General features: G+C 61.5%; 11 protein-coding genes and 2 pseudogenes. 5 read left to right on the top strand and 8 right to left on the bottom strand.

Going from position 1 to position 12,077, the window contains the following annotated elements; genetic code table 11:
• Positions 1-23 precede the first annotated feature (23 nt).
• Positions 24-1,712, bottom strand: a complete 1,689-nt coding sequence (locus FKL89_RS14985; protein WP_156863565.1) for a right-handed parallel beta-helix repeat-containing protein — start codon at positions 1,710-1,712, stop codon at positions 24-26.
• Between the two features lie 129 nt (positions 1,713-1,841).
• Here FKL89_RS14985 and FKL89_RS14980 point away from each other — a divergent pair, with 129 nt between their 5' ends.
• Positions 1,842-2,966 carry a DSD1 family PLP-dependent enzyme gene (locus FKL89_RS14980; protein ID WP_156863564.1) on the top strand — a complete coding sequence of 375 codons (1,125 nt, stop codon included), beginning with the start codon at positions 1,842-1,844 and terminating at the stop codon, positions 2,964-2,966.
• A 54-nt stretch (positions 2,967-3,020) separates the two neighbouring features.
• Here the strand turns inward: FKL89_RS14980 and FKL89_RS14975 are convergent.
• A pseudogene (locus FKL89_RS14975) lies at positions 3,021-3,770 on the bottom strand (transketolase family protein); the annotation flags it as partial.
• A 9-nt stretch (positions 3,771-3,779) separates the two neighbouring features.
• Between FKL89_RS14975 and FKL89_RS14970 the strand changes: the two are divergent.
• The 3 genes and pseudogenes from FKL89_RS14970 to FKL89_RS14960 form a co-directional block, all read left to right on the top strand.
• Complete coding sequence (locus FKL89_RS14970) at positions 3,780-4,172, top strand: transketolase-like TK C-terminal-containing protein (RefSeq protein ID WP_395706346.1); 393 nt, start codon at positions 3,780-3,782, stop codon at positions 4,170-4,172.
• Entirely contained in the window at positions 4,141-4,911 is a 771-nt protein-coding gene (locus FKL89_RS14965; RefSeq protein WP_156863563.1) for an SIR2 family NAD-dependent protein deacylase, read from the top strand. Before FKL89_RS14970 ends, FKL89_RS14965 begins: the two co-directional genes overlap by 32 nt.
• A gap of 228 nt (positions 4,912-5,139) precedes the next feature.
• Positions 5,140-6,069: pseudogene (locus FKL89_RS14960) on the top strand (hypothetical protein); the annotation flags it as partial.
• 692 nt (positions 6,070-6,761) lie between these two features.
• Here the strand turns inward: FKL89_RS14960 and speD are convergent.
• The 5 genes from speD to FKL89_RS14935 all read right to left on the bottom strand — a co-directional run bounded on the left by speD (position 6,762) and on the right by FKL89_RS14935 (position 10,413).
• Entirely contained in the window at positions 6,762-8,012 is a 1,251-nt protein-coding gene (gene speD / locus FKL89_RS14955) for an adenosylmethionine decarboxylase (protein ID WP_156863562.1), read from the bottom strand.
• Between the two features lie 75 nt (positions 8,013-8,087).
• Entirely contained in the window at positions 8,088-8,471 is a 384-nt protein-coding gene (locus FKL89_RS14950; protein WP_156864731.1) for a DsrE family protein, read from the bottom strand.
• A gap of 103 nt (positions 8,472-8,574) precedes the next feature.
• The gene (locus FKL89_RS14945) at positions 8,575-9,366 is read right to left on the bottom strand and encodes a DUF2145 domain-containing protein (RefSeq protein ID WP_156863561.1); all 792 of its coding nucleotides are present in this window, start codon (positions 9,364-9,366) and stop codon (positions 8,575-8,577) included.
• A gap of 13 nt (positions 9,367-9,379) precedes the next feature.
• Positions 9,380-9,901: a hypothetical protein gene (locus FKL89_RS14940; protein ID WP_156863560.1), complete on the bottom strand. Its 522-nt coding sequence runs from the start codon at positions 9,899-9,901 to the stop codon at positions 9,380-9,382.
• A gap of 44 nt (positions 9,902-9,945) precedes the next feature.
• The gene (locus FKL89_RS14935; protein WP_156863559.1) at positions 9,946-10,413 is read right to left on the bottom strand and encodes a YiaA/YiaB family inner membrane protein; all 468 of its coding nucleotides are present in this window, start codon (positions 10,411-10,413) and stop codon (positions 9,946-9,948) included.
• 265 nt (positions 10,414-10,678) lie between these two features.
• On the opposite strand from FKL89_RS14935, the gene FKL89_RS14930 reads away from it, so the two are divergent.
• On the top strand, positions 10,679-11,431 hold the full coding sequence (locus FKL89_RS14930; protein ID WP_156863558.1) for a sulfite exporter TauE/SafE family protein: 753 nt from the start codon (positions 10,679-10,681) through the stop codon (positions 11,429-11,431).
• Here FKL89_RS14930 and FKL89_RS14925 read toward each other — a convergent pair whose 3' ends face one another.
• Positions 11,432-11,854, bottom strand: coding sequence for a PaaI family thioesterase (locus tag FKL89_RS14925; protein WP_156864730.1), 423 nt, complete (start codon positions 11,852-11,854; stop codon positions 11,432-11,434).
• Positions 11,855-12,077: the final 223 nt, after the last annotated feature.

The following is a 12,077-nucleotide window of genomic DNA, read 5'->3' as shown; positions in this document are numbered from 1 at the left end:
ACTCCGGCTGGCGAGGGCGGCCCTCATCGCAGGGCGCTCCGGTCGCGATCTTGCCTCGATGCGAGCGCAGAGACACCGATGAGGAGGCTGAGAATCACCTGAGCGAACGATGCGTTCGTCGTCGGTACCGGTACGGCAGGAGATGCCACAGCTTGCTGGACAAGCGAAGTAATCGGGAAACAGTTGGAGAGCTCTGATGAATTGCCACTCGAGTCTGCGGTGACGGTGGCAACGACGAATCCGTTGGTCAGCGCAGAGGCAAAGGTCGGCATGCCTGTGTAGTTGCCCTGGGCGTTAGTCGTGATCTGGCTGCTGTTGATGAAAGTCCGCGCCGCCACCGGGGCACCGGCGACGCAGGTCGGCGAGTGGAAGAAGTCCGCGATGAAGGTTGCGGCCGAAGGATTGGTCGCGAGATTCCAGGTGATGCTGAGCGTCGAGCCGTTGGCTGTGACTGCGCTTATGTTGGGAGCATTCTGCAGCGCGTTAGCGCCCTGGTCGCTGTCGCCTGCGTCGTTCATCGTTGGTCCATCGGACGTGGATGTAGCCGAAAGGTCAAGGTTGTATCCGGTGTTGTTGTAGAGCGCGTTGGCAACCAGTCTCATGCCGTTGACAGTGTTGGCCGCGTTGGCTCGGTAAATCAGCAGCCCGCCGCCGGTATTGTTGGCAATCGTGTTGTTGGCCACCCGTACTGTCGTCGTCGTGCTCGGGCTGGAGAAGGGGTTATCGCCGATGTCGAGACCACGGCCGGTGTTGGGCAGGGGCGATACACCGTCGGCAGCGACCCCGATACGGTTGAATGAAAAGTCGATCTGACGCGACTCGGAAAGAGCCACTCCACCCAGATTGCCGGAAATGGTGTTGTGGGTAATCAGGTTGTCGTTCCACATGGCATTGCCCGCCAGTATCCCCGACATCTGAATGCCGGCACCGACGTTAGGCACGGCTGCGACCCCGGCAGCATTGGTGCCCAGCAGGTTACCTCGAATCCACAGATTGGCGGTGCTGCCGTTGCCCTGAATGCCGGGACCACGATTGCCGGAAATGACATTCATTTCTGCCGCGAGCGGTGTCGGCACAAAAGCGTCCGATCCGATCGTCACCTGCCGCGTTGGTGTGCTCAGGAATACGCCGCCCGCACCCAATCCTTTAGCGGTTACGCCATCAGGCGCGATACCGATGAAATTGCCCTGTATCCAGACGAAACTGACGTTGCTCAACAGGATTCCACGTTGCGCGCAGCACACCGCTGCACCGCTGGAGGTGATGGCGAGACCGCGGATGGTCGTCACATTTGCGGCGGGGCCAACCACCGACAGGGCGGCAGCGTTGCCGATGTTCGCAGCATCGATTTCGATGCGAAGCTGCGCGTTGCTGCCCTGTCCGGCAGGCAGCGTGTTCGGTGCGCTGCCGGGTTGGGAATAGCCGTCGATGGTCAGCGACTGCGTGACGCTCGGCAACGGCGTCGCTGGAAGAATGGTATGGACGCCGGCGCCTGCGATATTGAATGCGATGACATCGCCTCCTGAGCCGGCTGGGCAATCTCCAACAGCGGTATCGGTATTGGCGGCTTCGATCGCAGCGCGCAGCGTGCACCCGACCCCGGTGGCAATGCCGTCGGCTACGGACGTGACCGTAATGGTTGTTGCGTTAACGCCGGTGGCATAGGCAAGGGCGGCCAGGGCGAAATGGCGCCAACGCGGACTGAACTTCATAAGTTGTCAGGACTGATTCGACTGCCTGCAGTCTATGGGTGACCAACCAACGGATTACCAACGGGTTCGCGACGTCGCCCGACCGGATCACACTAACATTGAGCCGCAAACCGCAAAAGCAGGGCCACCATGCTTCAACTTTCGACTCCCGCCGCGCTACTCGACCTCACCCGCTTGCGACGCAACATCGAGACCATGCAGTCGCGCATGACGGTGCTCGGCGTCAAGCTGCGCCCGCATGTGAAGACGAGCAAATGCCTGGAGGTTGTGCTCCGGCAGATTGCGGCAGGCGCCAGCGGTATCACGGTATCAACGCTTAAGGAAGCCGAACAGTTTTTTGCAGCGGGTATTAGCGACATCCTTTACGCGGTCGGGATGGCGGCGGTGAAGCTGCCGCAGGTGCGAGCGCTACGGGACCAGGGGTGTGATCTCAAGATCATCGTCGATAGCGTTGAGGCTGCGCAGGCTATCGTCGATTTCGGGCGCGAGCACCGGCACATTTTCGAAGTGTGGCTTGAACTCGATACCGACGGTCATCGCGCCGGCCTGAAACCGGATGGCGATGAGCTGATCGCCGTCGGTCGCACCCTGCACGAAGGTGGTATGGTCCTGGGCGGTGTGATGACGCACGCGGGCGCCAGCTACGAACTCAATACCCCGGAGGCCCTTGCAGCCATGGCGGAGCAGGAACGCTCACGCTGCGTGCTTGCCGCCGAGCGCCTGCGTGCTGCCACGCTGCCGTGTCCGAACGTGAGCGTGGGATCGACGCCCACTGCGCTCTCGGCGAAACATCTCGAAGGGGTGACCGAGGTGCGCGCCGGGGTGTATGTTTTTCACGACCTGGTGATGACCAACATCGGTGTAGCGAGCATGGACGACGTTGCGTTGTCGGTGCTGACAACCGTGATCGGTCACCAGAAAGAGAAAGGCTGGGCGCTGGTTGACGCCGGCTGGATGGCGATGAGCCGCGACCGGGGGACGCAGAAGCAGACGCACGACTATGGCTACGGCCAGGTCTGCGACCTCAACTGCGTGCCGGTTGACGGATACATCGTCGAAGGCGCAAATCAGGAACACGGCATCATCGCGCGTGTCGGTGGTATCGACGGTGACATCGCGAAGCGCTTTCCCGTCGGGACGCAATTGCGCATCCTGCCGAATCACGCTTGCGCCACGGCGGCCCAGTTTCCAGAATATGTTGCCCTTGATTCGGCCAAGGACGTGGTTACCTGGCCGCGCTTTGGCGGCTGGTGAACGCCTTCGCGCGCGAAACAAGCGGCTCGTGCAGGGCGATCTGCTGAAAACGGGCTATTTGAGACAGCTCTTGATCGACGCCGCCATCTTCTCGGCAGAAATGCCATAGCGGTCGTGCAGCGTGGGCAATGCGCCAGCGTCGAGGAACGCGTCAGGCAATGCCAGCATGCGGAAGCGCGCAGGCATGACGCCTTTGCGCATCAGCAGCCTTGCCACAGCTTCACCTAGACCACCCATGACTGAGTGGTCTTCTGTGACCACCACTACACGGCCGGGCTGCCGCGCTTCAGCGAGGACGGCGGCCTCATCCAGTGGCTTGATGGTCGGGCAGTGCGGTGCGGCGACCTTGATGCCATCCGCTTCGAGTTGCTTTGCGACCTCAAGCGTGAGCATTGTCATCAAGCCGCTGGAAATCACCAGTGCGTCATTGCCACCGCGCAAGCGCTTGGCGCTGCCCAATTCAGACTTGTAGTCGTACTCATCCAGCACCAGCGGTACCTGCCCACGCAGAAGCCGCATGCAGACGGCCCCCTGATGTGCCCCAATCTGCGGTACAGCCTGCTCGATGTCGAGCGCGTCCCTGGGGGCGACCACCGTGAGTCCGGGGATGGCCAGCATCATCGCTAGGTCTTCCGTCGCCTGATGGCTGGGACCGTAGCCTGTCGTCAAACCCGGCAACGCACAGCAGATCTTGAGGTTGAGATTCTCTTCGGCGATCAATTGACGAATGAAGTCGTAAGCCCGCCGCGTCCCGAACACAGCGTACGTGGTGGCGAATGGCGCCGGACCGACTTGCTGGCTACCGGCTCAGAGATGCTGCTAGCGGTGCAGGCGAGAGCGACACTGGAAGACCAGGGTATCGGTTGCGCCGTGGTGTCACTACCGTGCTGGGAATTGTTCGGCCGACAGGATGCAGTCTATCGTGCAGCCACACTCGGCAGCGGAGCGCGTATCGCGGTCGAAGTCGCTTGCCGCATGGGCTGGGATGCCTATCTTGGCACGTGTGGTGGCTTCATAGGGATGAGCGGATTCGGCGCCTCTGGCCCGGCAGATGCGCTCTACGAAAAGTTTGGCATTACAGTCCTGCGATCATGGCGGAGGCAAAGCGTCTGCTCGCACATTAGGGCTGCGTCCTGGCGTGCGGCGATAGACTGCTGGCCACAAGGAGCCCCGTATGGATCCAGCCACACTGTCAGCCGCGCGTGATGCGATCCATCGTGCCGGGCACATCGTCTTTTTCACTGGCGCCGGCATGTCCGCCGAAAGCGGCATTCCGACGTTTCGCGATGCGCTGACCGGTCTGTGGGAACGGTTCGATCCGGCGTTACTGGCCTCTGCCGAAGGCTTCGAGTCCGATCCAGAACTGGTTTGGGGCTGGTACGAATGGCGGCGACAGAAGGTGATGCAGGCGGCGCCCAACGCCGGGCATCGCGCGATTGCAGCGTTCACCACGAATGTCAGGCCACGTGCCGTCCACGTGGTGACACAAAACGTCGACGACCTGCATGAGCGTGCAGGCAGCGAAGATGTCGTGCACTTGCACGGCAGCATTCTCGCCCCGCGCTGCTTCGCGTGCGCGACGCCGGCGCCGCCGGAACTGATCAACATGATTCCTGATGAGCCCGAGGGCGGACGCCGGCTCCGCCCGCCGCCTTGCGCATTGTGCGGCGGCCCCGTGCGGCCTGGCGTTGTCTGGTTTGGCGAGTCGTTGCCTTCCGCTGCGTTTGACCGCGCGACCCGGCTTGCGCAAACTGCCGATACGTTTGTGGTGGTTGGAACATCGGGCGTTGTTGAACCTGCGGCCTCGCTGGTTCGACGGGCAGGCCGTCAGGGCGCAGCCGTGATCGTTGTCGACCCGAACCTGTCGGCTTCGAATCGCGAAGCCACCTGCTGGCTTGAAGGCTCTGCGGGCGATGTGCTTCCGGCTTTATTGGACGTGCGGTGAGCGGCTGACCCCAAGACTACATTTCCCGGTACTGCATGGATTGCGGTGCAAATTACGTCTTTCGTCTCATCAATGATTGCGATGATTCTCGCAGGGCAAATATCGCGATATGCTATTGGCATGAATTCGAAATTTGGCTCACTCGCGTGCAGCGCCAACAGAGGGGATGCAATTCCCGATCATGGGGCGTTCTGGTTTGCGCGAGCGCTATTGACATCACTGGTGCTGATGACTGCGACTTCGGGCGCCAACGGCGCGGCGCCTGTCATCGGTGGCTGCCCGATCTTTCCGGCCAACAGCATCTGGAACGTACCGGTCGACACACTGCCAGTCCACGGTAATTCGGCCAACTTTGTCGCCAGTATCGGCATTAACGCAGGTCTGCATCTGGACTTTGGCTCCGGCCTTTATCAGGGGCGGCCAATGGGCATTCCGTTCACTACGGTGCCGGCCGGCCAGCCAATGGTGCCGATCACATTTGACGTGGCTGACGAGAGCGATCCAGGTCCGTATCCAATTCCGCCCAACATCCCCATCGAAGGTGGCGCTGCATTCCCGTCTGGTGACCGCCACGGGATCGTTATTGATCGCGGCACCTGCAAGCTCTACGAGGTGGGCGTCCTGAACCAGTCGCCAGCCTATCCCGCTGCGCCTGCCAGCTGGACAGGTTACTCCGGCGCAGTGTGGGATCTCAATTCGCACGCGTTACGTCCAGCGACCTGGAACTCTGCTGATGCTGCTGGCTTGCCCATCCTGCCGGGGCTGATCCGCTACGACGAGGTGGCCGCTGGCGAGATTGCACATGCAGTCCGCTTTACCGCACAGGTGACGCGGCGCGCGTTCGACTGGCCAGCGCGGCACTATGCATCGAGCAACACCAGCTCGAATGTGCCGGCCATGGGCGCCCGTTTTCGCCTCAAGGCCAGCGTGTCCGAAGTGCGCATGCCGCCACTGTCGGCGACGGCTATCACCATCCTGCGGGCGCTCAAGAAGTACGGCATGATGCTCGCGGACAACGGCAGCAACTGGTACATCTCTGGCGCTACCGACGATCGCTGGAACAACGACGAATTGCACGAGCTTGATTTCATTCGCGGCAGCGACTTTGAGGCGGTTGACGTTTCGTCCCTGATGGTCAATGTCAACTCGGGCCAGGCAGCGGTGGGGCCGTTGACGGTGACGGGCACCATTGCCGGCCCTGCCGCAGCGATTGGGGGCGTCACCTTCTGTGGCGGCGCCGGCGCTACGTGTTCCACTAGCGATGCCAGCGGTAACTACAGTTGCTCCGTGCCCTATGGCTTTTCCGGGCGACTGTACCCACGCAAGACCGACACCATCTTTGCTCCGGCCCTCACACTTGCCTCAGTGACCGCCAATGCGTCGGTAACCGGGGTGACAGCACGACAACCGGTCACTTGTGCGCTTGATGCCGACAACAACGGCAGTGTCGGGAGCGTCACCGACGGGTTGCTGATGCTGCGCTGGATGCTTGGAATGACGGGCAATGCGGCGACGGCTGGCGCACTCGGACTCTCGGCACAACGAATTGTCGCCGCTGACATAGCGAATCACCTGACTGCACAAAAGCTCGACATTGACGGAGACTCGAGTGTCGATGCGGCCACCGACGGTGTGCTGCTGTTGCGCGCCTTGCTTGGAATCAGCGGAAACGCAGTGATCGCCAACGCGGTATCACCCTGCGCAACGCGCACCACGTGGGCCAGTATTCGGGCACATCTGGCGAGCACTTGTTCGCTTACCGTCGCGCCTTAGTAGCGCCGCGATTGGAGCGTCTGACACGTCCGTTCTCACCGCATCAGTTCGCTTGCTGCGTTGCGAATAAAATCAGGCTACGCCCCAAGTGCCTCTGCATACGCGGGCCACGCGAACAGGCTGGCGTGTACGCGCGGTGTGTAGAAGCGCAGGCCCTGAATGGCGTGCTTCGCCAGCCCGGCGGATACCTCACGCGCCGCCATGTTCGCCGGGTTGCCGTGCATGCTGGCACAGGCCATGCCCCACTCGCAGCCGTAAACCGGCATGAAAGCCTTGTAAGCGGCGACCTCTGTAAATACTTCGCGCAGGTCAGACAGCGTTTTACGGAAGCGCTCGGGGTGATAGAACGCGCTGCCAATGTGCAACGTGACCAGACCATTTGCCGTGAGCCTTGACCGGACAAGCGCATAGGTTTCGGTGCTGTAGAGCTCGCTCGCCAGACTGCCGTCGTCGCCAGGGTCGGTGAGGTCCATCACAATCACATCGTATTCCGCCTCACTCTCGCGCAAGGTGCCAAGCGCGTCACCGATGCGGACGTTGACCCGCGGGTGGTCCAGTGCGCCACCGTTGACAGCGAAGTACTGCCGACGACAGCTTTCGATGACGTCAGGATCAAGCTCAGCGACCACAATGCGCTCAATGCCCGCGTAGCGCAGCAGCTCCCGCGCTGAACAGCCATCGCCGCCACCCATGATGAACGCCGATTTCGGATCGCCGTGGGTCAATGCCGGCACGTGCACCATGCACTCGTGATAGATGAACTCGTCTCGCTCGCTGGCCATGAAAGCGCCGTCGAGCGTGAAGACGCGGCCAAGGGCGCGGGTGTCGTGCCACTCCAGGCGTTGCACCGGAGTCTGGATCGCCACCGGCGGACGCTGCCGCGCGAAGCCATGCACCACGTCGGGTGTCAACCACTCCAGCGTGAGATGCGCGCCGTCCGGTGAATCCGGCGAGTGTGGTGCACCTCGCAGCAGGTCATTGCGGTTGGCGTGACCGGGAACGAAGAGTTCGACCAGCGAATCGCTGAGTGCCCGTGCCTTGGCCGAATTGTCCTGACGGAAATTGCAGACGTAGACATCCAGCGTCACTGCGTTCAGCTCGGGCCAGGTGTGCACCGCGAGGTGGGACTCGGCCAGCAGCACCAGCCCAGTCACGCCGCCCGGCTCACCGTCGACGGCGGCGAACTGGTGAAAATCATCGCCCACGACGGTGAGTCCCGAGCGGCGCACCAGACGAATGCAGGCTTCCTGCAGCACACCACGATCGGTCATCAGTTCGCGGGTGGCGGCGCAGTCGAAGAGGTCGGCGGTGAGATGTAGTCCGTGCATGTCAACAAAGTCCGGCAATCAAAAAAGACGATGCCCGCACGTAGCGGGCATCTGGTCTCCGCCTTGTACAGCCGCTCAGGGCTTGATGTAGGCGTAGTGGTCGCGCGTTTGCAACTGGGCGATGCGCACCACACCGGACGGCGTGTAGTCGGCATCCAGGATGAATTGGTCTTTCTTCAGGTTGCGGTTCTTGAGCGTGATCTCGCCGATCTCGAATTTCACACCGCGCGCCTTGAGCGCAGATACCAGCGGCGCGTACTCGGTCTTGCTCCGTTCCTCCTTCGCGCCTTCCATCAGCATGTCGACGCCTTCGGCGTGGGTGACCACGATGATTTTGGTGTCTGGCGCAGTGTCGAGGTGATTGCGGATGTTGCGCAGCCCCTTCAGGCCCTGGGCAGCAGCGTTGTCAATGTGATAGACAGCCTTGTCCTGCGCCGCCGCGACAGTCGCGCAGCACATCAGCAACAGGGCCAGCAGGTAACGGATCAGGTTAGGTTGCGACTTCACGGTGCATTCCCCGCAGATGGAAGGCTGGCAGTGTAGCGCGCCGCAAGTCTTGCCCCTAAAGCCTCAGCGTCTGCGGCGCGCCTCCCAGCCGCGCTGCCTGCATCCAGGCAAATATTGAGTCGACGGTGACCGTCTCAATACGGTCGGAGAAGCGCTTTTCATTGGGATGGTCGTCGAATGCGACATTTGCTGCACTGATCCGTCCGCCCAGTCGGGTCAACGGTCCGAGCGTCAGTGTGGTCGGCTGATAGTTCTTGTAGCGCAACCAGGCTTGTGCCTGCGCACGGCTACGAATCTCGCCGTCCATCGCCAGCGCCAGTGTCTCCAGCGCCCACTGGTTTGACTGCTGGTACTTTTCCGCCCAGACATAGCTCACGATACTGTACGGCTTGACATGAAGCGTGGTGATACGGTTGCCGTCGCTCAGCAGCGCATGCAGTCGATCCTGTACTTCGGCCGTTGGTACTACCCAGGCCGTTTCGTACCGATAGGGATCATCGAGAAAGAACTCGCCGAGCCCCTGCCGGTAGATCGACGCATCGGCAGTGCCGCACATATTGAGTTTGTGGACGACCCGCCAATGGCCCTCGATATCGCGATAAGCCCAGCCGAGATGCGAGTAGCGCAAACCGTAACGGCTGAGATCCTGCCCGGCCCGAGCCAGCAACACGACCCTGGCGCCACTGGCGTTGAGTGCGGCGTTGGCGCGCTCAGCAAGCGTCAATCCCTTTTCGACGGTGCGGGAATCTGCCGGCTTTGTTTCACAGGAGCGGCCGGCCTGTGCTGGCGCACTCATCAGGCAAAGCGCAGCCAATGCAGCTGCGATGAGAGGAGAAATCGAGTTCATGGTTGAGAGCTCATCAGTACGTGAGTCGTTCGTTGTGCAGCAGGGCGCGGCCGAGCTCGTTGGGCACAAAAGCGATCGCTTCGCCCAGCACTGAGAGCACCGTGCCGGACGCGAGCACACTGAGCTGCACCGACTTGCCGACGCTCAATACCGTGCGTTCAAAACTGCGCCCGGCAAACTCAAGGCTGACGCGCGCGCCATCGGAAGCACGTTCGAGCACGCAGAGCGTGCCGCGTGCCGTGATCTCGATGGACTTCACCACCAGCACTGCGCCTCCTGCCGAAAGTGCCACAGGCAAGGTTACGGCAGCTGCACTCGCGCCTGCTGCGGCACTGCCAGCCACGACTACTGATGCGACCGGCAGTGCTGAGAGTGCGCTGAGCGCTGATAGCCCGTCGTCGCGGTGCGCATGAGCGGTCAATGGTGACAGGGCAATCGCTGCAGCAGCAACCAGCCACGCCGTGGACGAGCTGAAACGTAGAAGCAAACGGCTGGTCGGCGAGCGACGGTCGTTGAAATTGGTGCGGGTAGTCATGACGTCTCCTTGTTGAGATGGGGCGGTAAAGGGACGAACGGGGTTTACTGCATGCTTTGCGATGGCAGCACTGCGCCGGTGCGGCCCTGCAGACGAGCTTCGGCAAGATCGGCGTCATGGCCATCACGCAAGGTCTTGGCAAGGGTGAAGGTTGAGGTGATGAGGTAGAGCCAGCTGACCAGCAGGAACGCTTTGTAGGTCTCGTTAATGTTCATGCGCCAGAGCCCCCAGCCGGTGAGGGCCATGGCCAGGAAGAACGCGCCGTAGACCACCCAGCGCCACATCGGTGTGTCGGCCTTCTGACTCTGGTTGTCGCGCACGAATTTCGACAGCACGAAGGTGGCTGACAGACAGAACAGATAGCCCATGATCATGAAGGCGCGGTCAATGTCCTGTCCGGGCAGATACGACAGCCCGGTCGTGCACAGAAATACTGCGATGGCGAACGACACCCACACCTGAAGGCGCCAGGCGCCGGTGTCACGGTGGATGATTACGTTCGGGGTGTGCATGTTTTGATTCGCTTTCAGTGTTGAAGACGGAGCGAACTTTTTCATGCAGATGCCGGAAAGGCCACCGCGCAGCGCGAGGTTGCGCGCGACGGTCCGTCACGTATCGAAATGCGATACCGAACCGTAGCAGTGGAGTCATCAGTCTTGCGGCAGAAGTGCCGACCGTGTCTGGTCCATGCTCTCCACAAACCGCCGATCGCCACACTATGATGCGAAAGCGGACAGCGGTGCCGGATGAACGCGGCCAGTGCGCTAATGTCCTGTGATGGATTTGCTTTCTTCCGCACCACAACATTTACTGGTGCTCGCCGCGTGCTCGTTTCTAGCTGGTCTGGTGCGTGGCTTCTCCGGGTTCGGGTTGTCAGCGGTGCTCGTTGCCAGCGCGTCTTTCGTGATTTCGCCCCGATTGATCATCCCAACTGCGCAAACGATGGAGGTCATTGCGAGCATCGCGCTGATACCCACCGTGTGGCGAGACGTCGACTGGCGATGGCTGGCACCGATGGCTGCCGCGTACCTGCTGTCGATTCCCCTCGGCGTTGCAGCACTGGCCTACTTGCCCGAGGCGTCCATTCGCGCAGGGGGCTGCGCACTGTTGCTGATTGCCTGCCTATGCCTGCTGGCCAACGGTCGGCCGAACTTGCCCGACGGGTTCAAGCTGCGTTTTGGGACCGGCTTTGTCGCGGGCTTCTTCGCAGGCGCATCGTCGCTCGGCGGCATGGTGGCATCAGTGATGCTGTTCGCCGTTTCGCTGCCAGCCAGGAACTTGCGGGCGACACTGATCGTGCTCTTCTTCGGCAGCGCCCTGTACTCACTGTCATGGGGCAGCTGGCATGGGATAGTGACTGCGGAGACGTTCACTCGGGCAGCATGGCTCGCGTTTCCCCTGCTGGCAGGCATCGTGGTTGGTTCGCGGGGCTTTCACCAGGTCTCTGAGGCCGGTTTTCGTCGCGCCGTGCTGGCCGTACTCGCCGCGCTCGCGCTGGCAGGTCTCGTCAGTGTGTTGTGGTCGGCGTGACTACTCGACGTCGCCCGGCGGCGAACGCCAGAATTTGAAGGTGCCCATCGCGCTGGCAACCAGATCCCCGTCAGCGTCATGAACATGCGCTTCGCATGAACACAGGGATTTTCCGGCATGGAGGACACGGCCTTCGGCAGTCAGCGGGCCACGCCCCGGTTTGATAAAGCGAGTCGACATTTCGACGGTCACGACACTGTGCGAGGCTGCCGAATCCAGCGATGTAGCCGCACGCGCCATCGCCACGTCGAGCAAAGTCATCAGCACGCCACCATGCGCAGCGGGAATCAGGTTGCAGAATTCCTCGCGCAGGTCCGGCAAGCACAAACGGGAGCGGCCTGATGCCGCTTCATGCTGTTGCATGCCTAGCAACCTGAGAAACGGGATTCGGTCAAGGGGCGTCGGTGTTGGTGTCGGTCGCATGGCGCCGGGTCTGCAGGCCTGGTTTCTGATGTTGGCGTCGATCATAGCGGCGCGCCCCGATGTGTTGGTGACATTGCGGTGTCCAAAATGGAGCCAGCAGCGTCAGTCAAGGCGCTTGCGTGCATGGTCACGATTGTGACGGCGTCATCAAATGTGTTGGTCCCTAGGACTTTCCCGATTACTATTCTTGTCTGTTTACGCCCAAAACGGGCGATGCAATCGT

The sequence above is a fragment of the Casimicrobium huifangae genome, assembly GCF_009746125.1.
Lineage (GTDB): Bacteria > Pseudomonadota > Gammaproteobacteria > Burkholderiales > Casimicrobiaceae > Casimicrobium > Casimicrobium huifangae.
Note: the sequence above shows the minus strand (reverse complement) of the source record. Positions and strands in the feature narration are given on the sequence as shown.

Excerpts from the sequence above, each read along its gene's own strand:
- FKL89_RS14930 (WP_156863558.1), top strand. The coding sequence starts at position 10,679 with ATGGATTTGCTTTCTTCCGCACCACAACATTTACTGGTGCTCGCCGCG.
- FKL89_RS14980 (WP_156863564.1), top strand. The coding sequence starts at position 1,842 with ATGCTTCAACTTTCGACTCCCGCCGCGCTACTCGACCTCACCCGCTTG.
- FKL89_RS14925 (WP_156864730.1), bottom strand. The coding sequence starts at position 11,854 with ATGCGACCGACACCAACACCGACGCCCCTTGACCGAATCCCGTTTCTC.
- speD (WP_156863562.1), bottom strand. The coding sequence starts at position 8,012 with ATGCACGGACTACATCTCACCGCCGACCTCTTCGACTGCGCCGCCACC.
- FKL89_RS14940 (WP_156863560.1), bottom strand. The coding sequence starts at position 9,901 with ATGACTACCCGCACCAATTTCAACGACCGTCGCTCGCCGACCAGCCGT.
- FKL89_RS14985 (WP_156863565.1), bottom strand. The coding sequence starts at position 1,712 with ATGAAGTTCAGTCCGCGTTGGCGCCATTTCGCCCTGGCCGCCCTTGCC.
- FKL89_RS14935 (WP_156863559.1), bottom strand. The coding sequence starts at position 10,413 with ATGCACACCCCGAACGTAATCATCCACCGTGACACCGGCGCCTGGCGC.
- FKL89_RS14950 (WP_156864731.1), bottom strand. The coding sequence starts at position 8,471 with ATGTGCTGCGCGACTGTCGCGGCGGCGCAGGACAAGGCTGTCTATCAC.
- FKL89_RS14965 (WP_156863563.1), top strand. The coding sequence starts at position 4,141 with ATGGATCCAGCCACACTGTCAGCCGCGCGTGATGCGATCCATCGTGCC.
- FKL89_RS14945 (WP_156863561.1), bottom strand. The coding sequence starts at position 9,366 with ATGAACTCGATTTCTCCTCTCATCGCAGCTGCATTGGCTGCGCTTTGC.
- FKL89_RS14970 (WP_395706346.1), top strand. The coding sequence starts at position 3,780 with ATGCTGCTAGCGGTGCAGGCGAGAGCGACACTGGAAGACCAGGGTATC.